The organism is Campylobacter concisus, from assembly GCF_002913765.1.
In the GTDB taxonomy this organism is placed as follows: Bacteria; Campylobacterota; Campylobacteria; order Campylobacterales; family Campylobacteraceae; genus Campylobacter_A; species Campylobacter_A concisus_BB.
The window spans coordinates 119,305-139,462 of record NZ_PPCH01000026.1; the positions used below are offsets into that span (position 1 = coordinate 119,305).

21 protein-coding genes and 1 other RNA gene are annotated in these 20,158 nt (G+C 39.5%); 15 read left to right on the forward strand and 7 right to left on the reverse strand.

What is annotated here, in order from left to right:
* Window positions 1-2: 2 nt before the first annotated feature.
* Entirely contained in the window at window positions 3-368 is a 366-nt protein-coding gene (locus CYO89_RS09885; protein WP_103569813.1) for an Imm10 family immunity protein, read from the forward strand.
* 180 nt (window positions 369-548) lie between these two features.
* Here the strand turns inward: CYO89_RS09885 and CYO89_RS09890 are convergent, their stop codons facing one another.
* The gene (locus tag CYO89_RS09890) at window positions 549-1,271 is read right to left on the reverse strand and encodes a lecithin retinol acyltransferase family protein (RefSeq protein WP_103569814.1); all 723 of its coding nucleotides are present in this window, start codon (window positions 1,269-1,271) and stop codon (window positions 549-551) included.
* Between the two features lie 116 nt (window positions 1,272-1,387).
* Here CYO89_RS09890 and CYO89_RS09895 point away from each other — a divergent pair, with 116 nt between their 5' ends.
* Window positions 1,388-3,196: a menaquinone biosynthesis decarboxylase gene (locus CYO89_RS09895; protein WP_103598157.1), complete on the forward strand. Its 1,809-nt coding sequence runs from the start codon at window positions 1,388-1,390 to the stop codon at window positions 3,194-3,196.
* Window positions 3,197-4,039: 843 nt separating this feature from the next.
* On the opposite strand, the gene CYO89_RS09900 is transcribed toward CYO89_RS09895, so the two are convergent.
* Window positions 4,040-5,059: a hypothetical protein gene (locus tag CYO89_RS09900; protein ID WP_103598158.1), complete on the reverse strand. Its 1,020-nt coding sequence runs from the start codon at window positions 5,057-5,059 to the stop codon at window positions 4,040-4,042.
* A gap of 63 nt (window positions 5,060-5,122) precedes the next feature.
* Here CYO89_RS09900 and CYO89_RS09905 point away from each other — a divergent pair, with 63 nt between their 5' ends.
* Entirely contained in the window at window positions 5,123-5,944 is an 822-nt protein-coding gene (locus CYO89_RS09905; RefSeq protein ID WP_103598159.1) for a thiamine-phosphate kinase, read from the forward strand.
* Window positions 5,922-7,046: a tRNA pseudouridine(13) synthase TruD gene (truD, locus tag CYO89_RS09910; protein WP_103598160.1), complete on the forward strand. Its 1,125-nt coding sequence runs from the start codon at window positions 5,922-5,924 to the stop codon at window positions 7,044-7,046. Before CYO89_RS09905 ends, truD begins: the two co-directional genes overlap by 23 nt.
* A 120-nt stretch (window positions 7,047-7,166) precedes the next feature.
* Here the strand turns inward: truD and CYO89_RS09915 are convergent, their stop codons facing one another.
* Window positions 7,167-9,137 carry a methyl-accepting chemotaxis protein gene (locus tag CYO89_RS09915; RefSeq protein WP_103598161.1) on the reverse strand — a complete coding sequence of 657 codons (1,971 nt, stop codon included), beginning with the start codon at window positions 9,135-9,137 and terminating at the stop codon, window positions 7,167-7,169.
* 507 nt (window positions 9,138-9,644) lie between these two features.
* On the opposite strand from CYO89_RS09915, the gene rnpB reads away from it, so the two are divergent.
* Window positions 9,645-9,971: RNase P RNA component class A (rnpB, locus tag CYO89_RS09920), an RNA gene on the forward strand.
* 103 nt (window positions 9,972-10,074) lie between these two features.
* On the opposite strand, the gene CYO89_RS09925 is transcribed toward rnpB, so the two are convergent.
* Genes CYO89_RS09925 through CYO89_RS09940 form a run of 4 tightly spaced genes read right to left on the reverse strand, consistent with a single transcriptional unit; the run spans window position 10,075 to window position 12,834 of the window.
* The gene (locus CYO89_RS09925) at window positions 10,075-10,302 is read right to left on the reverse strand and encodes a hypothetical protein (RefSeq protein ID WP_021085119.1); all 228 of its coding nucleotides are present in this window, start codon (window positions 10,300-10,302) and stop codon (window positions 10,075-10,077) included.
* Window positions 10,295-10,666 carry a flagellar export chaperone FliS gene (fliS, locus tag CYO89_RS09930; protein ID WP_009293744.1) on the reverse strand — a complete coding sequence of 124 codons (372 nt, stop codon included), beginning with the start codon at window positions 10,664-10,666 and terminating at the stop codon, window positions 10,295-10,297. The genes CYO89_RS09925 and fliS overlap by 8 nt, the downstream gene beginning before the upstream one ends.
* Window positions 10,667-10,675: 9 nt before the next feature.
* Window positions 10,676-12,436: a flagellar filament capping protein FliD gene (fliD, locus tag CYO89_RS09935; protein WP_103598162.1), complete on the reverse strand. Its 1,761-nt coding sequence runs from the start codon at window positions 12,434-12,436 to the stop codon at window positions 10,676-10,678.
* 2 nt (window positions 12,437-12,438) lie between these two features.
* Window positions 12,439-12,834, reverse strand: a complete 396-nt coding sequence (locus CYO89_RS09940; RefSeq protein ID WP_103598163.1) for a FlaG family protein — start codon at window positions 12,832-12,834, stop codon at window positions 12,439-12,441.
* A gap of 119 nt (window positions 12,835-12,953) precedes the next feature.
* On the opposite strand from CYO89_RS09940, the gene CYO89_RS09945 reads away from it, so the two are divergent.
* The 10 genes from CYO89_RS09945 to CYO89_RS09990 all read left to right on the forward strand — a co-directional run bounded on the left by CYO89_RS09945 (window position 12,954) and on the right by CYO89_RS09990 (window position 20,126).
* A complete protein-coding gene (locus tag CYO89_RS09945) occupies window positions 12,954-13,298 on the forward strand; it encodes a hypothetical protein (RefSeq protein ID WP_012001654.1) in 345 nt (114 codons plus the stop codon).
* Window positions 13,295-13,861, forward strand: a complete 567-nt coding sequence (rsmD, locus tag CYO89_RS09950; protein WP_103598164.1) for a 16S rRNA (guanine(966)-N(2))-methyltransferase RsmD — start codon at window positions 13,295-13,297, stop codon at window positions 13,859-13,861. The genes CYO89_RS09945 and rsmD overlap by 4 nt, the downstream gene beginning before the upstream one ends.
* 57 nt (window positions 13,862-13,918) lie before the next feature.
* Complete coding sequence (locus tag CYO89_RS09955) at window positions 13,919-14,971, forward strand: flagellar basal body P-ring protein FlgI (protein ID WP_103598165.1); 1,053 nt, start codon at window positions 13,919-13,921, stop codon at window positions 14,969-14,971.
* On the forward strand, window positions 14,971-15,270 hold the full coding sequence (locus CYO89_RS09960; protein WP_002942304.1) for a rod-binding protein: 300 nt from the start codon (window positions 14,971-14,973) through the stop codon (window positions 15,268-15,270). Before CYO89_RS09955 ends, CYO89_RS09960 begins: the two co-directional genes overlap by 1 nt.
* 58 nt (window positions 15,271-15,328) lie before the next feature.
* Entirely contained in the window at window positions 15,329-15,532 is a 204-nt protein-coding gene (locus CYO89_RS09965) for a flagellar biosynthesis anti-sigma factor FlgM (RefSeq protein ID WP_035142326.1), read from the forward strand.
* A gap of 16 nt (window positions 15,533-15,548) precedes the next feature.
* The gene (flgN, locus tag CYO89_RS09970; protein ID WP_103598166.1) at window positions 15,549-15,980 is read left to right on the forward strand and encodes a flagellar export chaperone FlgN; all 432 of its coding nucleotides are present in this window, start codon (window positions 15,549-15,551) and stop codon (window positions 15,978-15,980) included.
* Window positions 15,981-15,983: 3 nt separating this feature from the next.
* Window positions 15,984-17,855, forward strand: a complete 1,872-nt coding sequence (gene flgK, locus CYO89_RS09975) for a flagellar hook-associated protein FlgK (RefSeq protein ID WP_012001658.1) — start codon at window positions 15,984-15,986, stop codon at window positions 17,853-17,855.
* Window positions 17,852-18,619, forward strand: a complete 768-nt coding sequence (locus tag CYO89_RS09980; RefSeq protein ID WP_103598167.1) for a TIGR02757 family protein — start codon at window positions 17,852-17,854, stop codon at window positions 18,617-18,619. Before flgK ends, CYO89_RS09980 begins: the two co-directional genes overlap by 4 nt.
* 66 nt (window positions 18,620-18,685) lie before the next feature.
* On the forward strand, window positions 18,686-19,222 hold the full coding sequence (locus tag CYO89_RS09985; protein WP_103598168.1) for a superoxide dismutase family protein: 537 nt from the start codon (window positions 18,686-18,688) through the stop codon (window positions 19,220-19,222).
* A gap of 142 nt (window positions 19,223-19,364) precedes the next feature.
* Entirely contained in the window at window positions 19,365-20,126 is a 762-nt protein-coding gene (locus CYO89_RS09990; RefSeq protein WP_103598169.1) for a TSUP family transporter, read from the forward strand.
* The last annotated feature ends 32 nt before the right edge of the window (window positions 20,127-20,158 follow it).

Below are 20,158 nucleotides of genomic sequence, written 5' to 3' on the forward strand. Positions count from 1 at the left end.
GCGTGTTTGAGTTAAAATTTAAGGCAAAAGCCCTAAGTGCTACCAAAAATAGCAAAGACAACTACTATATGATCGGTCTTGCAGACGACAAATATGACTACAAAAACTACATAATCTTTCAAAGGCCGATCAAACTAAAAAAGGGCGATGACGAAAACGCCGAGATAAACGGCCTATATGCCGAGTGTAATGGCGACATTTGCTACAACGCTTGCAAACGAGTAAAGATCACTGATAAGAGCATCATTTTTGAGGTGCAAGATAGTCTCATTTGCGTAGATACCGAGGGCGTAAAGCTTAATGAGCGCTTTATGAAATATAGCAAAGAGATATTTGGCGAGCTGCTAGAGTGTAGCGTACCAAAATAATTTGTTTAAATTTAGAGATAAAAAGACGAAATTTTCTAAAATTTGCCGCCGTTTCAGGAGACGTGACGCTACCTAGCGTGCTAAATGCTGCAAGCCAAAACGCGGATAAGATATCGAGAAATAAAGCCGCGATTTAAAAGCGCCTTTTAAATTTGACCAAGCGTCAAAACCGTAGTCGGACTAAATTTTTATATTAAAATCCTTTGCGATCTTTGTTTTTAAGTCCGCACCGATCTTTTTAAACATAGCGTTCATTTTGGCATTTTTGTCCATAAATTTCTCTATTTGCAAATTTGCCTTGTCGCTGTTTTCTTTTATCATCTCGCGAGCTTTTTTCTCCGCGCTATCTTTCGTAAATTGTGCAAGCGCGGCGAACGATTTTACGAAAGTTTCTTTGATCTCATCTTTGGTCTGTGCACTAAAAAGCTCACCTATGATCTGCCCCAAATATGGCTCTATCTCGCTAAAAATGGCGGAATTTTGCTTCGCATTTTGCACCTGTTCGCTCACATGCTCGCCAAATATGCACTCGCTGCAAAAATGCTCGCAGTTGTTGATGAGTAGGTTGTATTTTTGCTCGCCTATGCGTGTTTTAGCTCGAAGAGCCACCTCCTGACCGCTAAATGGCGCATTTGCATACTCTTTTATCTGCCAAGTATCGCCGCTAGCAAACTCCTCGAGGCTAGTCATCTCTACCTTTGCGATGTTGCGTTTATCTAGCGGCACGACGTTGCTTAAGATCTCCTCAAAACAGCTTTTTTCAAGCACGATCCCACGCGCCAAGCCGTTATAATGCACGACCTTATCATCTCCGACGTAGATGCCGTGATGCTCGTAAAGCTTTACGCCAAGCACACTTCTGTCTACGAAGATGTGATCGCCTATTTTTGGTAAATTTTGCATATCTATCTCTATAAAATTTATTAAAAATCGTAATAAAACGACAAATTTAGCCCAAATTTGCTAAATTTAACTTTATTAAAATTTGGATAACTAAGTATAAATTTATAAGGAAAAATATGGACTACATCAAGCTTTTAAAAGATAATGGCCTACTTAGGGTGATCAATGAGCCAGTAGATATCGACCTAGAGATCGCGCACGCTAGCTATATCGAGGTCAAACGCGCGGGCTCACAAGCACTACTTTTTACAAATCCTATCTGCAAAAAAACTGGGCGTAAATTTGCCCCAGTGCTTACAAATATCTACGGCTCAAAAAGGGCGCTTGAGCTGATATTTGGCGTGCAGCCTGATGAGATATCGGCTGAGATAGAAAAGCTTTTAAAGCCCAAAAAACCTGAGAATTTCAAAGAGAAGCTTGACTTTTTAGCCTATCTTTTTAGCATGAGAAAAATTTTTACCAAAAGGCTAAAGGGCGAGGGCGAGTGCCAGCAGGTCAAATTTATGGGCGAGCAGGCCGATCTTTTGAGCCTGCCTGCGCTAAAGACATGGCCGCATGACGGAGGTGCTTTTATCACGATGGGGCAGGTCTATACGCAAAGTCTTGATGGCGCGCTGCAAAATTTAGGCATGTACAGACTGCAAATTTATGATAAAAATCGCCTTGGCATGCACTGGCAGATCCACAAAGACGGCGCAAATTTCTTTCATGAGTACAAGCGTGCAGGCCGTAAGATGCCAGTCTCTGTGGCGATCGGCGGCGATCCGCTTTATATCTGGTGCGGTCAGGCGCCACTGCCAAAGGGCGTCTTTGAGCTGCTACTTTACGGCTTCATTCGCAAAGAGCCAGCCAAGCTTGTAAAGTCGCTCACTAATGAAATTTACGTCCCGCACGACGCCGACTACGTGATAGAGGGCTTTGTAGATACTGCTAAGAGCGAGTTTGAGGGGCCATTTGGCGATCACACTGGCTTTTACACGCCGGTTGAGCCGTTTCCAGTGATGGAGGTTACGGCGATAACGAGCAAGCAAGACCCTGTATTTCACGCGACCGTGGTTGGCAAGCCGCCGCTTGAGGATAAGTATATGGGCTGGGCGACTGAGCGCATTTTCTTGCCGCTTTTGCGAACGAGCGTGCCAGAGCTACTAGACTACAACATGCCTGAAAATGGCGTCTTTCACAACCTTATCCTAGCCAAGATCAACGCCCTTTATCCAGCTCACGCAAAGCAGGCTATGCACGCGTTTTGGGGAGTTGGGCAGATGAGCTTTGTAAAGCATGCGATCTTTGTGGGTAACGATGCACCAGAGCTAGCTGAATACGACAAATTTACTGGCTTTGTGCTTGATAGATTTGGCAGTGAGAGTGTGCTGATAAGCCAAGGTGTGTGCGATCAGCTCGATCACGCCAGTCCAAACTCGTGCTTTGGCGGTAAGCTAGGCATCGATGCGACACAGGACTTTTGTAAATTTAGCCCTGCGGTCTTAAGAGATGACGAGCTTTTGGCTAAATTTCAAAGCGTTGCGCCAAATGTTAAGGAACTTAGGCAGTTTAAAAAGCAGAGTAAAACGCCTATTTGCGTGGTGAAATTTGAAAAAGATCGCCCTGTAAAAGAGCTATTTTTTAAGCTTTTGGAATTTAGGGAGTTTTTCAAGCTTTTAGTCGTCGTGGATATGCAAAACTACCTAGAAAACCCATATATGCTGCTTTGGCGCGTGACAAATAACATAGATGCCTTGCGTGATATCTATATAGATGGCGAAAATTTCTGCGTGGATGCGACGAGCAAGAGTGAGCTAGAGGGCTACACGCGTGGCTGGCCTATGCAAACTGACTGCGAGCGCGAAGTGGTGGCTGATCTTGTAAAGCGCGGCGTGGTAAAAGATGAGCCAGAGCTATTTCATAAATTTGAGATATTTGGGTAGGGTCGTAGCCTAGTGGCTTTGGCACGCTCGTGCGCAAAAGCGGCAAGAAAATGCGCTCCGTAGCCCAGCCCATGTACTTATACTCAGGTGGCGACTTGTCGGTCGTAGTCGTGTGAAATGCTGCCCTCTGTTTGCTAGGCTGTCTTCATCACTGAAAATGGCTCGATCGGCGCATAAAGCCAGCGTGATCGCTCAAGTTCTATAGGCAAAGCTCTTGATCATTAAGCTTTAAATTTGATTTAGCATTTTGGCTTGATAAAATTGCTTTTAAATTCAAAATAGATCGGTTTTTACACTTAAAATGGTTTAGCTTAAGGTTGTTTTTACATACTAGATAAAATTTCTTGCCATATTTATGAAAATTTCTAGTTAAATTTATCTGTTTATCTTGGTTGGCTTGGTTGGCTTGGTTGGCTTGAAAACTACATCAGTAACTACAGATTTTCAAATTTAGCACTTCAAATTTCTTAAAAGACTAAAAATAATATGTAAAAATATACGTAAAATAATATGATTTTGCCTTGTGAGAGATAAAATTTGGAGTAAGAGACAAGTGAAAATTAAATTTGATCTGTTATGTGAGCATAAAAACATCTAAATTCAAAAGATCAGAAGTGTAAAAACTTTTAAATTTAAATAACTAGAAGCGTCAAAACTTTTCAATTTAATAAAGTTAGCAGATTATAGGTGCGTTTTTAAAAAAAGATATGCTATGCCAGCTTTTGGTAAATCAAGCGTTTAAAATAGCTTATTTTTGTTTTTAGAAAAATTATAAACCCTAAATACAAGATTTAAAATCGCACGAGTGTCATAATGCTTTAAATTTGACTTAGTAAATTTAGCTTATAAATTTACCAAACCAACCTTTAAAACATGCTCTTTTAGGCTGCTTGGTATCTCGCCATTTTCAAGTGCCATTAGCTCGCTCACTTTTAGGACATAAAAGTCTTGCAAGTTTCTGTTGGCAGACTTCTCAAGCTTTTTTGCTAGCGTGTCAAAGATATAAAATTCCGCCTCGTTGCTTGCTAGTAAAAAGTCAGCCCCACTATCAAATGCAGCAAAAATTATCTTGCTAGCAAGCTTGCAGGCTAGCTCTTCATCAGCCTTTAAAAGATCATATCCACAAGGCGTTTTGGCGTTTAGCTCTATAAAATTTGCCTTATATGCGCTTAAATTTGCTGGCAGTCTGTCTTTTATGGCTATCTTAAACTCTTTAAATTTACTAAGTTTTTCTATCTTTTCAAGCTCATTTTCATATTTTGGTGCAGCTTTTATGCCTAAAATTTCTTTGAAAAATCTAATCGCCTCGCTATAAATTTCGCTACCTTCAAAGAGCAAATCATCAAGCTCGCAGGCTATCAAAACGCCGTTTTTACCGCTAACTAGCTTTAAAATTTCATCATTTTTCTCATTTTTGTAAAGATGATGAGCTAGCATTATCGCGGCAGCTCCTATAAAATTTGGCTCGTAGTCTTTTACAAAATCAGCGTAAAAATAGGGCTTAAAGCTAGCGTATAGCTCTTTGTCGGCTCTTTTGCAAAAACTAGCAAATGGCTCAAATTTCGCCCAAAAGTCATCATCATTTATGGCAAGGTCTAAAACAGCTCTTTTTTCATCAAGCGGGGCGATGCAAAGCTCGCTACCAAATTTTTGAGCTAAATTTGCAAGTGGCTGGCTGGTGCTAACTACGACGTCATTTACCTTGACAAAGCCTTCAAATAGGCTAAAGTAGGGGTCTATGCTCTTTACGTGGGCAAAAAGCTCGTTTAAGTTTGCAAAGTCTGAAATCTCTAAAAAATAGGGCTTAAAATATGCCAAAACATCTCTTTTCGCGTCAAATCTAAAAATCTCAACTCTTTGCATCTCTATCCTTTTTTTGGGCTTATTTTATCCTAAATTTAAAAGGAGTTTCATTATAATAGCTCAATGGATAAAGAAAATTTCACGATTGAACGCTTTAGTAACGCATATATCGGCGATGATGCGGCGGTTGCTGGCAAAATGGTCTTTAGCAAGGACATTTTTGCGCAAAATTCGCACTTTAAGCTTGGCTGGCTAAGCCTTGAAGAGACCGGCTACAAGGCGATGATCGTAAATTTTTCAGATACGATCGTGATGAATGCTAAGCCAAAGTTTGCCCTTCTTGGGCTTAGTCTGCCAAAGAGCTTCACACCGCGCCAGATCAGCGAGCTAAGTAGGGGCATAAATAAGGCGTGCGAGGAGTTTGGCGTAAAGATAATCGGCGGTGACACGATAAGTAGCCCCATTTTAAACATAAGCGTCAGCGTGATCGGCGAGTTAAAGGGCAGGGCAGTGCTTAGAAAAAATGCTAAATTTGGCGATCTTGTTGCATTTACTGGCAAGCTTGGAGGCAGCCAAAAGGGGCTAAACTCGCTTCTAAGACTGGCTCAAATTTCTAAAAACTCACGCTTTAAAAAGCCTGTTTTAAGAGATAAATTTTTTTACAAAGCAGCTCATCTTATAAACTCCGCCATGGATATCTCAGATGGGCTAAATACCGACCTTGGCAAGCTTTTAAAAGCTAGCAAAAAGGGCGCTAAATTTACAAAAAAGCTAAGCAAATTTGAGCTTAGTAGCGGCGAGGAGTATGAGGTTTTATTTACCTTTAGCCCTAAAAATTTAAGCGCTATAAAAAGGATCGCCGATAAAACTAGGACAAAGATCACGATTTTTGCCAAAATTTCACACAAAAGGTTAAGACAAAATGCAAGAAGCCACCACTTTTAAGCCGCTCTATGCGCTAACTCATGCGCCCATCGAGGCATATTTTTCTAAAAATTCAGATGATTTTGTCGTGCGCGAGATACCGCTTTATGAATTTAGCGGTGACGGCGAGCACTTGATAGTTGAAATTTCTAAAAAAGATATGACGACAAGCGACGCTTTGCACGCCTTAAGCGAGGTTACAGGGGCTAAGATGCGCGACTTTGGCTATGCTGGGCTAAAGGACAAGCAGGGTATGACGACGCAGTTTATCTCTATGCCTCGTAAATTTGAGAGCGCGCTTGCAAACTTTAGCCACGAAAAGATGAAAATTTTAAACCTAAACGTGCATAAGAACAAGCTTCGCATCGGACATCTAAAGGGCAATAGCTTTTTCATCCGCCTAAAAAAGGTGCTGCCAAGTAGCGCTAAAAAGCTAGAGCAAGCATTTACTAATATCGATAAAATGGGCTATGCAAACTACTTTGGCTATCAGCGCTTTGGTAAATTTGGCGACAATGCTGAAACTGGGCTGGAGCTACTTAAAAATGGCACGATAAATGGCAAAAAGAGCAAAAATGTAAAGCTAAATGACTTTTTGATCTCAGCCTATCAAAGCGATCTTTTTAACCGCTATCTTAGCAAAAGGGTTGAAATTTCAAGGTTTGTGAGTGACTTTAGCCTAAGTGAGCTGGGTGAAATTTATAAAAACTTTAGCAAAAACGATCTAAAGGCGATGAAGGCGCAGGAGAGCTTTTTTAAGCTTTTGCCAGGAGAGGTTTTAGGGCACTATCCATTTGGCAAGCTCTTTTTGTGTGAAAATTTAGATCAAGAGGCGCAAAGATTTGCTAAGCGCGATATCACAAGCCTTGGACTTATAGTCGGTGCAAAGGCCTATGAGGCAAACGGCTTGGCAAAAGAGCTTGAGGATGAAATTTTCGCTGAGGCATTTTTGCTTACTTCAAAGATCGCTGGCTCAAGGCGCTTTAACTGGGCGTATCTTGAAAATACAAGCTACAAATACAACGAAGAAAACGCTCATTTTAGCTTAAATTTCACACTTCAAAAGGGCTCATACGCCACGGTTGTGCTAGAAGAAATTTTGCATAAAAATATATTTGAGTAGTGTAAATTTAAAGATAGTTTTAAAAGTGTGGCTAGCTAAATTTAGCTGGTTTAAATTTAAAAAGGTCTAGCCAAAGCTAGACCTAAAAACATTAAATTTTAAATTTTAAGAGGTAAAAACTTAAGTTCTAAAGACACTTAGTTTAGTATTTAGCGCATCTGTCATCTTATTTAGATGCTCAGCCGCAGAAGCTATCTCTTCGACGCTTCTAGCATTTTCAGATGAAATTTGATTGATCTCTGAGATGCCATCCATGATCTCATTTACATTTTTGCCAGTTGCGATGTAGTCTTGCATAGTCTTATCAGACATCGCTATGGCGTTATTCATCGTTGCGCTCATATCATTTATAGTCTTTTCAACGTCACTTGCCACATGGGTTAGCTCTTGAATTTGTTTAGAGTTGATGCCCATTTGCTCGCTGCTATCATTGATCGCTTGAACGATAACGTTGATGGTTGCATTTATCTCTGTTAGAGACTTTTGAGTTCTCTCAGCTAGCTGTCTAACTTCATCAGCAACAACTGCAAAGCCACGTCCATGCTCGCCAGCTCTTGCTGCTTCTATTGCTGCATTAAGTGCAAGTAAATTTGTCTGATCAGCGATGTCGTTGATAACAACAAGGACTGATTTAACCTGCTCAGCATCACGGCTAAGCTGCTCGATCTTGCCAGCCATTTGATTTTCTACATTAGCAGAGTCTATGATCTGAGATGATAGGGCTCTGATAGCCTCAGTAGCTGTTTTTATATGAGTGCTTGCCTTTTGAAGGTCATCTTTGCCAGCTTGAGCAATTGAAAGTGACTCTTTCATAGCTTCTTGCATAGACTTACATCTTTGATTTGTCTCTTCAACGATCTGGGTTGATTCTTCTACGCGTTTGCCTGTTTGAAGTGAGGTAGAGCTTAGCTCGTTAGCAACTGAACTGTTTTCACTTGAGAGGTTTTTAGTGTCGCTTATAAGCACTCTTATGCGCTCTATGAAGTTATTTATATCATTACTTATTTTAGCTATCTCGTCTTTGCCGTAGATCGGGATTTTAAGAGTAAAGTCAGATGTTATAGCATTTAAATTTGCTCCTAGTCTATCGATAGGATTTGCAACTAGCTTTTTAAGCAAGAAGATAGATACTATGATAAGAAGCAAGGTAACTATAATGCTTGCGATGATGAAGTTTTTGCTAACCACTTTTTGAGGTGTTAAAAAGTCATCAGTAACAGCTGAGCCAAGCACGATCCAGTTAAGCTTATCAAATGGCTCGTAGGCAACTACTCTCTCAACTCCATCAACATTTATGAGTTTGACACCTTCTTTAGTTTTTACTATGTCATCAACTATATCTTTTAGCTGACCTTCTGGTGCTTTGCCAGCTAGTTTTGGGTGGATGTCATAGACATTTGTCTTTGTATTAAAGATTGAGAAGTAGCCACGCTCGCCTAGCTTCATTTGTGCCATTGTCTTTTGAAGATCTTCTAGGCCTTCAGTAAAGTCGTAACCTATAAATAAAACTGCTACAACTTCGCCGTTTTGAACGACTGGCTCATAAACACACATGTAGTTTCTACCAAAAATATTTAAAGCACCCACATATGTCTCTTTGTTCATCATCTTTGGATAGATCGTTTTATTTAGCATACCAAGCGCTCTACTGCCATCATCTAGTAAAAGTGAGGTAGATACAGCAGCAAATTCATTGCCTGATTTTGCAAAGATGGTTGGGATACCGCCGTTTGTTAGCTTTTTGATCTTATCAGATATCTCATGGTTGTTATTTAGCACGCCCATTTTATCTGAGATAAGCTCTACAGCATCGTCGTTTTCTGTTTTTATGGTTTGGCTAGTGGCTCTTATATTACCTAAAGCCTCTTTTAAGACATGCATATATAGTTTTGCATTATCTTCGTTATCTTCATCAAATAGCTCAACTGTGTCCATCGCAAGCGCAACGTTTTGCTGAATAGTTGTTTCTACTCCCTCCTTGATCTCACGCTCTAAGACATGTGATATAAAAAATACAAAGCAAGCCATACAAATGGCAAGAACTAAAGCGATGATCGCTGAGACCTTGACTAAGATGCTACGCAAATTCATCTATATCCTCCTTGGTTTAGATTTTAAGGGTTTATTATACAAATTTTTTCTCGTAAAACATATAGAATTTTATGGAAAAATAACGAATTTTAAATTTTTGTTTGCTTTGTATTTATAATTATAACTTTTATGAAACTGGAGTAAAAATTTATAAAAAATTGCTATTTAAATTTAGCTTTTTAAGCAAAATTTATAGTTTGGCAAAAGCAAGAATTTTGCGCTTTTGAGGGATTAAAATTTAAATTTGTATCATTTTGCTGATTTGTCGTCTATTTTATTAGATTGGTTTAAGCTTCAAAGAGAAATAACAAAAAAGTGAAATTTGGAGCGTTTTACTCTTGTTTTTGTAGAGAAATTTTAAAAAGATTAAATAAAAAAATTAATTTCATACCAAGTTGTGACAAAATTTAGGCTCAAAAATCAAAAAATTTCTTAGATAAATTTATAAAATTTGATGAAAAAATTGGTCGCAGGGTAAATTTATATATTTTTAAATATAATCACGCTCTGGCACGGTAAGCGGTCGCTTTTGCATCTTGCAAAAGAGGAAAGTCCGAGCTGCGATAAGACAAAGTTCCATCTAACGGATGGCTAGGGAAACCTAAGGGATAGTGTAACAGAAAGCAAACTTCCGCCTTGGCGGTAAAGGTGAAACGGCGGGGTAAGAGCCCACCGGCACGCTTGGTAACTTGCGTGGCCATATAAACCCAACTTGCAGTAAGAAGGGATGGTTTTGGTCTTATATTAAAACCCTTCGCTAGAGCTTGTTTGTAAAAGCAAGAGTAGATAAATGATCGCTCAAGACAGAACTCGGCTTAACGCCGTGCCCCCCCCCTTAAATTTAGAGTAAATTTCAAGTAGCAAGCAGTTGGTAAATTTGAAAGATTTTCAAGACAAAACCGGCAAATATGCCGTGCCTTGAAAGTTTGAGATTAGATTAGTTTTTTACGTATTTTTGAGCTTTTTGTAGTTTTGTAAGCTCGTTTTGGATGTGTGAAGATTTAGTTTTAAAAAGCTCTATCGCACCGCCTATTAGCGCTTGTGCTTCTTGAGCTGAAGCTAAGCTTTTAAACATATCTTCGCTAAAGCTTTGTGATAGTGCAGCTAGCTTTCTTGTATCTTCGTTTATTAACGCTAGCTTAAATTCATTGATCCAGCTATTCACCTGATGTTACCTCCCTCCATGCTTCTGATAACTGCTTTACGACATTTGTTACTTCATTTAGCGCGTTAATATCATTTTGGATATTTGCCATAGCAAGAAGCTGCATCTGTCTTGTATAAAGGCCGCTAAGATAGTGAGCCACGTCACCTTGAGAATAATCAAGCGAGTTTAAAAGCTCGACAAAGATAGCGTTTGCTCTGTTTATATAATAGACTTTTTTCTCTATATCTCCAGCTTCTATCGCTTTTTTGGTGCGAAATATAAATTTCAAAATTCCGTCATAAAGCATTTCTATTAATTTAGTCGGAGACTCGATGCCCCCGAAACTCGACTGTGCGTATGCACTATATGCACTTTGATTCATTTTTCTCTCTTAGTTCTTATTGTTTAGCTCAGCATCTATCATTGATTTTAGTGTAGCAAACTGATTTTCTAAACTTGCGATGATAGCGTTATACTTGATGAAGCGCTCTTGCATCGTTGTATATTTCTCATCTAAAAGCTTTTGAGTGCTCTCTTTATTTTTGGTGATAGACTCACTCTCATCTTTTAGCTGATTTTGCATAGCGATCATCGTACCTTCTTTGCCAACAGCACCATCAAGCATCTTAGCTAGCTTTGTAAAAAGACCATCAGTTTTTTTAGTCACTGGATTTACAGTGGCTTCGCTCATACCTAGAGTTGCTAGTGCAGAAGCCTTGCCTTTTACCTCGATATTTTCGCCATCGCTTCTTTTTAATATGATCCTCTTGCCGCTTTGATCAAGGCTAGCTGTGACACCGTCGATACCAGCGTCATTGATAGCTTGTTGAAGTTTTAGAGCGTTATCCTCGGCTGTTGTGCCAGCTGCGGTTGAAAATATAACTGACTTGCCATTTATCGTTAGATCGCCAGCTTGGATATTTAACGCACCTGCACTAACGGTTGAGTTACCCATGTAGCTTATCGGCTCAGTCTTGCTTGAACCCATGAAAAATTTCTGAATTTCTTCTGGATCTTTGCTAAGAGCTGCGTTAAATTTATTTAGATCAAGCTGAAGCTGACCATCTTTGTCAGGCACTATGCCAAATTTACTTAGCGCTTTGCCTTCGCTATCTTGACCATTGACTAGACGTCCGATATTTGATCTAAGGCTTGAAATTTCACTCACACCTTGAAAAGTACCAGCACCTTTTTCTTCATCATACTTCGTAGCGATCTCAAGGTTCATTGTCATTAGGTTGTAGTCTTTTATAAACTCTTCAACCGCTTTTACTACCTCTTCGGTGTTTTGAGAGATGCTTACGTTTGTTTTGCCAGTCTCATTTAGCGTGATATTTACGCCAGGTCTTAGATCATCAAAGCTGTTTTTACTTCTTTTGATATTTACGCCGTTATATGTAAATTCTGCATCTTGCGCTTTTAGAATTCTATTTTTCTCCAAATTTGATGTCATCTTTGGCGTGCCATCAGGATTTGTTAGCGCTGTGCCGTGCTCATCTGTATCTTGAAACTGTGTATCATCCCAGCCAAGCTTGTCTAAAATGCCAGCAGTGTCGTTTGAAAATTTAATAGTCTGTGTAGCGCCAGTGCTGCCTGATTGAAGCATTATTTGATTTGGTTTATCGCCACCAACATTTAAAATTCTAGCTTGCAATTTACCGCCACTTACGTCATTTATCTTATCAACGATATCTTGATATGTTGTCGATCTTGTCACACCGATAGAGAATTTTTGTCCATCGATCTCAACGTCAAACGAACCAGTATTTGTCGCACCCACCATGCTTGAAGAATTTTTAAAATTCTTGCTTTGAAATGTATCTTTTTGAGCAAGTTTTTGCACATCGATACTAAAGCTTTGCACGCTAACGCCGTTTGCAGCAGAAGCAGTGACGCTTTTGCCAGCGTTATTTGTATTTCTTTTTAGATAAAGTGCCTCGCCGCCAAGTGTTTTACCACTAACATTTACGTTGCTAACAAGAGTTTTTAGAGCCGCAAGGTCCTTTTGCTTAAGCTCATTTTTCTCTAGTCTTGTTGTAAGTGGTTTGATCTGTCCAGCTTCATCAGCCTCTTTTAGTTTCTTGATAAGCTCATCGTTTAGGCCGCTATTTTTTGTACCGATGCCTAAATTTGTTACGTTACCTACTGCCATTTTTAACTCTCCTTGTCAAAAAGTATTCCGATACTTTCTTTGAAATACTCGCTGATTTTTATAGCTTCTTTGCTCGGAAGCTGTGTTATCTCTTCGCCTGTTTTGGCGTCTTTTACTTGCACTACCATTAAATTTAACTTCTCGTTGTAAGCAAATCTTACATTAGTATCGAGCTGCTGCATCTGATAGTTTAGCCTATCAGTGACCTCTCTTGTCTTTCTAGCAAGATCCTCGTTGCTAAGTCCGTCAAGCTCGTTAACATCCTTTGATTTGCCGTTTTTATCGGCATTTACTTTGACATCAGAGTGCTCGATAGGTCTGCTGTCTATCTGACGCTGAGCCGACGTGCTCATGTTTGCATCAAGTGTTTGATTTGCCGCTGCTTTGAAAATTTCCATAGTTTTACTCCTTAAAACTTACGCTAGCTCCTACATCGGTAAAATTTTAAATTCCTTTAGTATTTATATAAATTTTTGATTATTTAGGTTAAAATCGAGCAAAATTTATAGGACGGGATATGAAAATTTCATTTGAATGCGACTGCATTTTGCTGCAAAAGACCTTGCTACTTTTTTGTGGAAATTTAGCCGCTCATCATAAGGATTGTGATTTTGTAGTAAGTGACCGCGAGATCGTCACAAAAAAACCGCTATTTATAATAGGTAAGAACGCTCATCTTTCTCATCCTTTTACGAGAGCCACTCTTCTTGATACGCTTGAGGAGTTTTACTCAGCCACGCAAATTTCAAAGGCAAAAGAGCCAGATCAGATAGTAAATGAAAAGAGTTTGGAGCAAAAAGTATCACTCTTAATAGATAAATTTAAAGCTGATCTGCTTGAAATTTTAAGGGCAAATCAGTGAAACTCTACACCAAAATTTCAAGTGGTAAATTTAAAGGTAAAAGGCTTGAGCTGCCAAGTCTAAGCACGACAAGAAGCACAAAAAGCATCGTAAAAGAGTCCTTTTTTAACGTCATTAGAGATGAAATTTACTCGCTTACATTTATAGAGGGCTTTGGCGGAAGCGGCGTGATGGCAAGCGAGGCTGTTAGCAACGGAGCACGCGAGGCTATCGCTATCGAAAAAGATAGAGCTGCTTTTAAGATCACACAAAGCAATCTTGCAAGCTTGCAAAGTCCAAATTTAAAAGCTATAAATGGCGACAGCTTTGCACTTTTGCCTGATCTTATAAATTCGCAAAGTGGCAAGGTTTTGCTCTATCTTGATCCGCCATTTGACATAAGGGCTGGCTTTGATGATATCTATGAAAAGCTTGTAAATTTGATCTCACAGCTAAAAAAAGAGAAAATTTATATGATAGTTTTTGAGCATAACAGCGACTTTAAATTTGGCGATGAAATTTCTGCATATAAGCTTGTTAAATTTAAAAAATTTGGAGCCACTTCGCTCTCTTATTTTCAGTAAAAATTTGGAACATCTTTTGCTTTAAAAACCTAAAATAGCTAAATTTTAGGAAAAAATATGAAAAAAATTTTATCTTTTGTAGCAGCTTCAGTGATAGCTACTTCAGCCTTTGCTACGCAGATAAAAGAGCTTGCAAACATCGTTGGCGTAAGGGACAACCAGCTAATAGGCTATGGTTTAGTCGTTGGACTAAACGGCACAGGAGATGGCTCAACGTCAAAATTTACGATCCAGTCGCTATCAAACATGCTCCAAGGCGTAAATGTCAAGATAAATCCAGATGATATCAAGTCTAAAAACGCAGCTGCTGTTATGGTGACAGCCAAGTTGCCTGCATTTGCAAGGCATGGCGATAAGCTTGATATAGAGATCTCATCTATCGGCGACGCAAAAAGCTTGCAAGGTGGCACACTTCTTATGACCCCACTAAAAGGCGTTGATGGCGATATCTACGCTTTGGCTCAAGGTCCTCTAAGCATCGGTGGTAAGAGCGCAGGCAGAAGTGGTGGCAATCACCCAACCGTTGGCACTATCCTTAATGGTGCCCTTGTGGAGCGCGAGGTCACTTACGATATCTACAATCAAGACAGCATAAAGCTAAGCCTAAAAGATACAAATTTCAAAACCGCTCTTGATATCCAAAACTCTATAAATGCAAACATCTCAGACGACACTGCAAAGGCGATCGATCCAAGAACGGTTATCGTTAAAAAGCCAGATGATGTTAGTATCATTGAGCTTGCAAGCGCCGTGCTTGATCTTGATGTCGAGTATAAGCCAGATGAAAAGATCGTAGTTGATGAGAGAACTGGCACGATAGTTAGCGGTATAAACGCAGTAGTTAGTCCAGTCGTGATAACTCATGGTGCTATAACTATAAAGATAGAGCCAAACAGCTACGAAGAGGCGGCGCAAAATGATGTAAATATAGGTAGCGACACCTCGGTGGCTCCTAGTCAAAATTTACTTAAAATTTCAGGCGAAAAAACAACCGTTGCAAACGTAACAAGAGCGCTAAACAAGCTTGGAGCAACACCAAGTGACATCATCTCGATACTTGAAAATTTAAAACGAGTTGGCGCGATACAAGTCGATCTGGAGATAATATAATGCAAATAGATAACACCTTAGCACTAAATTCATATAATGACATCTCAGCAAACAAGATAAAAAATGCAAATGCCAAACAAGATGCACTTTTAAAAGAGCAAACTGATGCTTTTGAAGCATTTATGGTAAAAGCTGTTCTTGATATCGCTTTAAAAGAAGATGACAAGAACTCACTCTATCCAAAAGCCGCTGGCAGCGACATTTACAGGTCTATGTATAACGACGCTATGAGTAAAGCTTTGAGTGGAAATTTAGGTTTTTCAGAACTTTTATACGATTTTTTGAAGAGAGACTCTTAAGTAAATTTATATTTTGCCGATGTAGTGATATAAACATTTTATTTTAAGAGGTATGGATATGATAACTCCTTTGAACCAAAGACCAAACTACCAGGCAAATACGCTAAATAAAAATAGCGATGCTAGAGTTGAAAATGAAAACAAAGAAGTAAAAACAAACGAAAACGCAAGAGTAAAAGAGATAGCTGATGCAATAGCAAATGGCACCTATCAGGTAGATATCTCTAAAACAGCAAAAGCTGTGGCTGATGCGTTGCTCTAAATTTAAAGGAATTTAAATGATAAAGAAGCTTTTGGACGAGGCCATGGGCGAGCTAGACGAGCTTATAAATTTAACGATGCAAGATATCGCCAATATAAAAGAGGCGAAACACTCAAGCGTTGATGAGAGCGTGAAGAAGAAAAATGCTCTCGTTCGCGCTTTTGAAGATACTAAAAGAGCTTTGGATAAAGAGCTTTTAAGGGTTTCAAAAGAGAGTGGCACTACGACACTTGCAAGCGTTTTAGATGATGAAGTGAAGTCAAAGCTAGTGCTTATGCGTTCAAAGCTTGAAATTTTACATAAAGTAAATAAAGAATATGCAAGACACGTCGTTGTTGTTAAGGAGTTTTTCGACTCACTTAGCAAAAAAGTCTTTGGTACTCAGACTAATGAATACGGACAAGACGGCAGCGGCACAGATAATAATTTTTACAAATCAAGGGTTTAACAAATGGCTAATATCTTTATGTCATTAGGCACAGGCGTTTCAGGGCTAAATGCAGCCCAAGTGCAAATAAGCACAACTGGAAACAACATCACAAACGCCGATAGTAACTACTACACAAGGCAGCGTGTAGTCCAGTCAGCATCTCCAGCGATGAACACTGTCCCTGGTGGAGTTGGCACAGGTACGCAAGTAGATACCGTGACAAGGCTTCACGATGAGTTTGCCTATTCAAGACTAAAATATTCATCATCAAATTTAGAAAATACAGGCTACAAACAGAGAATTTTACAAGAGGCGACAAAATACTTCCCAGATCTAAAAGATAATGGCATGGTAAAAGATATACAGGAGTATTTTGCTGCGTGGAACAACTTCGCTTCAAACCCAGATGAGGGCGCTCAAAAGGTAAATCTGATAAACAAAGCTAGCGTTTTAACAGCTAGCATCAACCGCTCATCTAAGATGCTTTATGATATGCACACGCAGATAGATGAGACTATAAAGATAAATATAAACGAGATAAACTCACTTGGCAAGCAAATAGCAAACATCAATAAACAAATTCAAAGAGTTGAATCTGGCGCAGACGCTGGCATCAAGATAAATGCAAACGACCTTCGTGACAAGCGCGATGAGCTAGAGCTTGCTATGTCAAAGCTGGTAAATACAGCCGTTTATAAAAGCGATCTAAAAAGCGAGTCAAGGATAGATACAGGCATAAGCGATCAAGGAAGATACTACAACCTAAATATCGGCGGTGTGAGCATAGTTGATGGTGTAAATTTTCATGAAATTTCTATGAGCTCAACCGAGAGTGGGCAATACACTAAAATTTATTATGAAAGAGAAGATGGCAGACGTATCCCTATGGAGGAGAAGATCACGAATGGCAAAATAGGCGCTGCACTTGATCTTAGAGGCCGCAACTACGAGCCAGATAATGATAAATTTAGCGATGGTATCATCCAAAAATATATCGATAACCTAAATACATTTTCAAAAACTTTAATAACTAGCACAAATAATGTCTATGCCGAGTCTGCAGTTGAAATTTCAAACTCAGATCCGATCAGCTATCTAGAAAACGACAAGACGCTGATGAACCACGATAACAGCATAAGAAACGGTAGCTTTGAAGCTATAGTTTATGACAACAAGGGCAACGTCGTAGCCAAAAAGACTATCGAGATAAACGGCACTACGACGATGAATGATACAAAATACGGCAACTCTGTTGTGCAGGATTTTAACTCAAATTCAGACGATAACAACGATAACAACATGCTAAATGACGTCGATGACTTTTTTGAAGCGTCTTATTTTTATGATAAAAACACGCACCAAGGCACATTTGCGCTCATACCAAAGCAAGCCCAAGGGCTTTATAGCATCTCAATAGTCGATCACGGCACAAATTTCCCAGGCGTTGTTGGTATCAATAGATTTTTTTCTGGCACAAACTCAAATACAATAGGTATCAATCAAAATTTCACCCAAGATCATACAAAACTTCGTGCCTACTCAAAGCCAGTCGTGGGTAATAACGAAGTTGCAAACAAAATGATCCAGCTTCAGTATCAAAAGCAGACATTTTACTCAAGTGGCACTGCGCTTGATAGAGATGAGACGATCGAGGGATATTACCGATATTTTACAACCGATATGGCGAGCGATACCGAGGCAAACAACACTATTCACGACACAAACACATCTTTGCAAAGGACTGCTGAAGAGGAATTTCAATCAACAAGTGGCGTAGATACCAACGAAGAGCTTACAAACTTGATCCGCTTTCAAGCGAGCTACGGTGCAGCTGCAAAGATCATCACGACCGTTGATCAGATGCTTGACACCCTTCTTTCACTAAAACAATGAGCGAACTAAAGAGCCTTTTAGACGCACACGTACTTAGTAAAAATACAAATTCGGGGCTATTTGACGCCCCGGACCCACTTCAAGTAGCTACTAAATTTAAAGAGCCAAACATAGCACTCATTTGCGCGTTATTTGCCTATGGCAACGCAAAAATGATAGTGAAATTTCTAAATTCGCTTGAATTTAGCCTGCTTGATGAGAGCGAGCAAAATATCAAGAAAAATCTGTCAAATTTCAAATACCGCTTTCAAAATGAAAATGATGTGAGAGAAATTTTCATCACACTTTCACGCCTGAAAAAAGAGGCTGACATAGAAGAAATTTTGCGCCAAGGTCTTGCAAAAAACGGCGAGATGATAGAAGCAGTAAATGAGCTTATTAAATTTATTTATGGGCTAAATTCTTACCGCTCAGATGGCTATGAGTTTTTCTTTGGTAAGAGTTTTGAGAGGGAGCCACAAAGCCCATATAAACGCTACAACATGTATCTTCGCTGGATGGTGCGAGATAGCGACATTGACCTTGGACTATTTAAAAATCTGCCAAAAGATAGACTTTTGATGCCACTTGACGTGCATACGCATAGGGTTTCATTAAATTTAGGGCTTATAAATAGAAAGAGCTACGACTTCAAAGCGGTGATGGAGCTTACAAAAAAACTTAGAGAATTTGACGAGCTTGACCCGATAAAATACGACTTTGCGCTTTACAGGATAGGGCAGAGCAAAGAGCTAGAAACTATCGTAAAAAATCTCAAAAAATAAAAATTATTGCTAAATTTTTAAATTTAGGATAGACTTGCCATACAATTTTATCCATAAGGAGCTTGTATGAAAAAAATCGTTTTACTAAGTGCTGTTCTAGGAACACTACTTTTTGCTCACGAGGGTCATCACTTTGATCCAAAGGCTGGCGAGCATCTTGTGATCCCAGTTAGCGAACTAAGCGAAAAAGGCGATAAGAGCGTTGGCGAAGTAGTAGCTGTTAAGACAAACTACGGCGTTGCGTTTTTTCCAAATTTAAAAGGTCTTCCTGCAGGACTTCATGGCTTCCACGTTCATCAAAATGCTGACTGTGGCGCGACTGAAAAAGGTCTTGGTATGAAAGCAGGTGGTCACTGGGATCCAGCTGAAACAAAAATGCACTCATTTGCATGGGACGACAATGGCCACAAAGGCGATCTACCTGCGCTTTACGTAGACGCTGAGGGCAATGCAAACTACCCAGTGCTAGCTCCAAAGATAAAAAACCTTGACGAGCTAAAAGGTCACTCACTAATGGTTCACGTTGGTGGCGATAACCACAGCGACCAGCCAAAAGCACTTGGCGGTGGCGGCGCTAGAATGCTTTGCGGCGTTATTAAGTAATAAAGCCTCACAAAAAGCCTTTAAATTTAATGTTTAAAGGCTTTTTAAATTTCGCGCTCAAATTTAACCCCCGTTTCTAAGATGAAATTTCAAAATTTTAAACTACAATCCGCTTTTTAACTTAAATTTACAAAGAACAAAAATGGAATTTGACCTACTTAGCTACACTGTCTTTTTTGTCGCCGCGTTTTTGGGTGGTTTTATCGACGCGATCGCAGGAGGCGGCGGACTGATCACTTTGCCAGCCATCATGGCTATGGGCGTGCCACCTCATCTTGCCCTTGGCACAAACAAGCTTCAAGGCGTATTTGGCAGCTTCACGGCAACGCTAAATTTCACCAAAAAAGGGCTGATTAATTACAAAGAGTGCTTTGTTGGCATAGTTTTTACATTCATAGGAGCTGTCATCGGAGCGACGCTCATCTTATTTTTAAATGCAAATTTCTTAAAAATAATCATCCCATTTTTGCTAATCGCCATTTTTATCTACACACTTTTTATGCCAAAGATAGGCGAGAGCGACAGGGCTGCAAAGATGAATGAGGGACTATTTTACGTCGTTTTTGGACTAATACTTGGCTTTTATGACGGCTTTTTTGGTCCAGGGGCAGGCTCGTTTTGGATGTTTGCGATGGTGGCTTTAATTGGGCTAAATTTAAAAAAGGCGGTCGCTCACACAAAGGCTTTAAATTTCACCAGCAACATCGTAGCACTTGGCGTTTTTATAGCAGGCGGGCAGATACTTTGGCTGGTTGGCTTTTTGATGGCTGTGGGGCAAATTTTAGGAGCTTATTTTGGCTCAAATTTAGTCATCAAAAAAGAGGTCAAATTTATTAGAACGATGTTTTTGATAGTTGTCGCAGCGACCATTTGCAAACTACTTTTTGACTATTTCAAAGCTTAAAATTAAAAATGTTTTAACAATAATTTTGTTAC

Coding starts and splice junctions, on each gene's coding strand:
- CYO89_RS09890 (WP_103569814.1), bottom strand. CDS start 1,271: ATGCAAAATTTACCAAAAATAGGCGATCACATCTTCGTAGACAGAAGT.
- CYO89_RS09895 (WP_103598157.1), top strand. CDS start 1,388: ATGGACTACATCAAGCTTTTAAAAGATAATGGCCTACTTAGGGTGATC.
- CYO89_RS09900 (WP_103598158.1), bottom strand. CDS start 5,059: ATGCAAAGAGTTGAGATTTTTAGATTTGACGCGAAAAGAGATGTTTTG.
- CYO89_RS09905 (WP_103598159.1), top strand. CDS start 5,123: ATGGATAAAGAAAATTTCACGATTGAACGCTTTAGTAACGCATATATC.
- truD (WP_103598160.1), top strand. CDS start 5,922: ATGCAAGAAGCCACCACTTTTAAGCCGCTCTATGCGCTAACTCATGCG.
- CYO89_RS09915 (WP_103598161.1), bottom strand. CDS start 9,137: ATGAATTTGCGTAGCATCTTAGTCAAGGTCTCAGCGATCATCGCTTTA.
- fliS (WP_009293744.1), bottom strand. CDS start 10,666: ATGAATCAAAGTGCATATAGTGCATACGCACAGTCGAGTTTCGGGGGC.
- fliD (WP_103598162.1), bottom strand. CDS start 12,436: ATGGCAGTAGGTAACGTAACAAATTTAGGCATCGGTACAAAAAATAGC.
- CYO89_RS09940 (WP_103598163.1), bottom strand. CDS start 12,834: ATGGAAATTTTCAAAGCAGCGGCAAATCAAACACTTGATGCAAACATG.
- CYO89_RS09945 (WP_012001654.1), top strand. CDS start 12,954: ATGAAAATTTCATTTGAATGCGACTGCATTTTGCTGCAAAAGACCTTG.
- CYO89_RS09955 (WP_103598165.1), top strand. CDS start 13,919: ATGAAAAAAATTTTATCTTTTGTAGCAGCTTCAGTGATAGCTACTTCA.
- CYO89_RS09960 (WP_002942304.1), top strand. CDS start 14,971: ATGCAAATAGATAACACCTTAGCACTAAATTCATATAATGACATCTCA.
- CYO89_RS09965 (WP_035142326.1), top strand. CDS start 15,329: ATGATAACTCCTTTGAACCAAAGACCAAACTACCAGGCAAATACGCTA.
- flgN (WP_103598166.1), top strand. CDS start 15,549: ATGATAAAGAAGCTTTTGGACGAGGCCATGGGCGAGCTAGACGAGCTT.
- flgK (WP_012001658.1), top strand. CDS start 15,984: ATGGCTAATATCTTTATGTCATTAGGCACAGGCGTTTCAGGGCTAAAT.
- CYO89_RS09980 (WP_103598167.1), top strand. CDS start 17,852: ATGAGCGAACTAAAGAGCCTTTTAGACGCACACGTACTTAGTAAAAAT.
- CYO89_RS09985 (WP_103598168.1), top strand. CDS start 18,686: ATGAAAAAAATCGTTTTACTAAGTGCTGTTCTAGGAACACTACTTTTT.
- CYO89_RS09990 (WP_103598169.1), top strand. CDS start 19,365: ATGGAATTTGACCTACTTAGCTACACTGTCTTTTTTGTCGCCGCGTTT.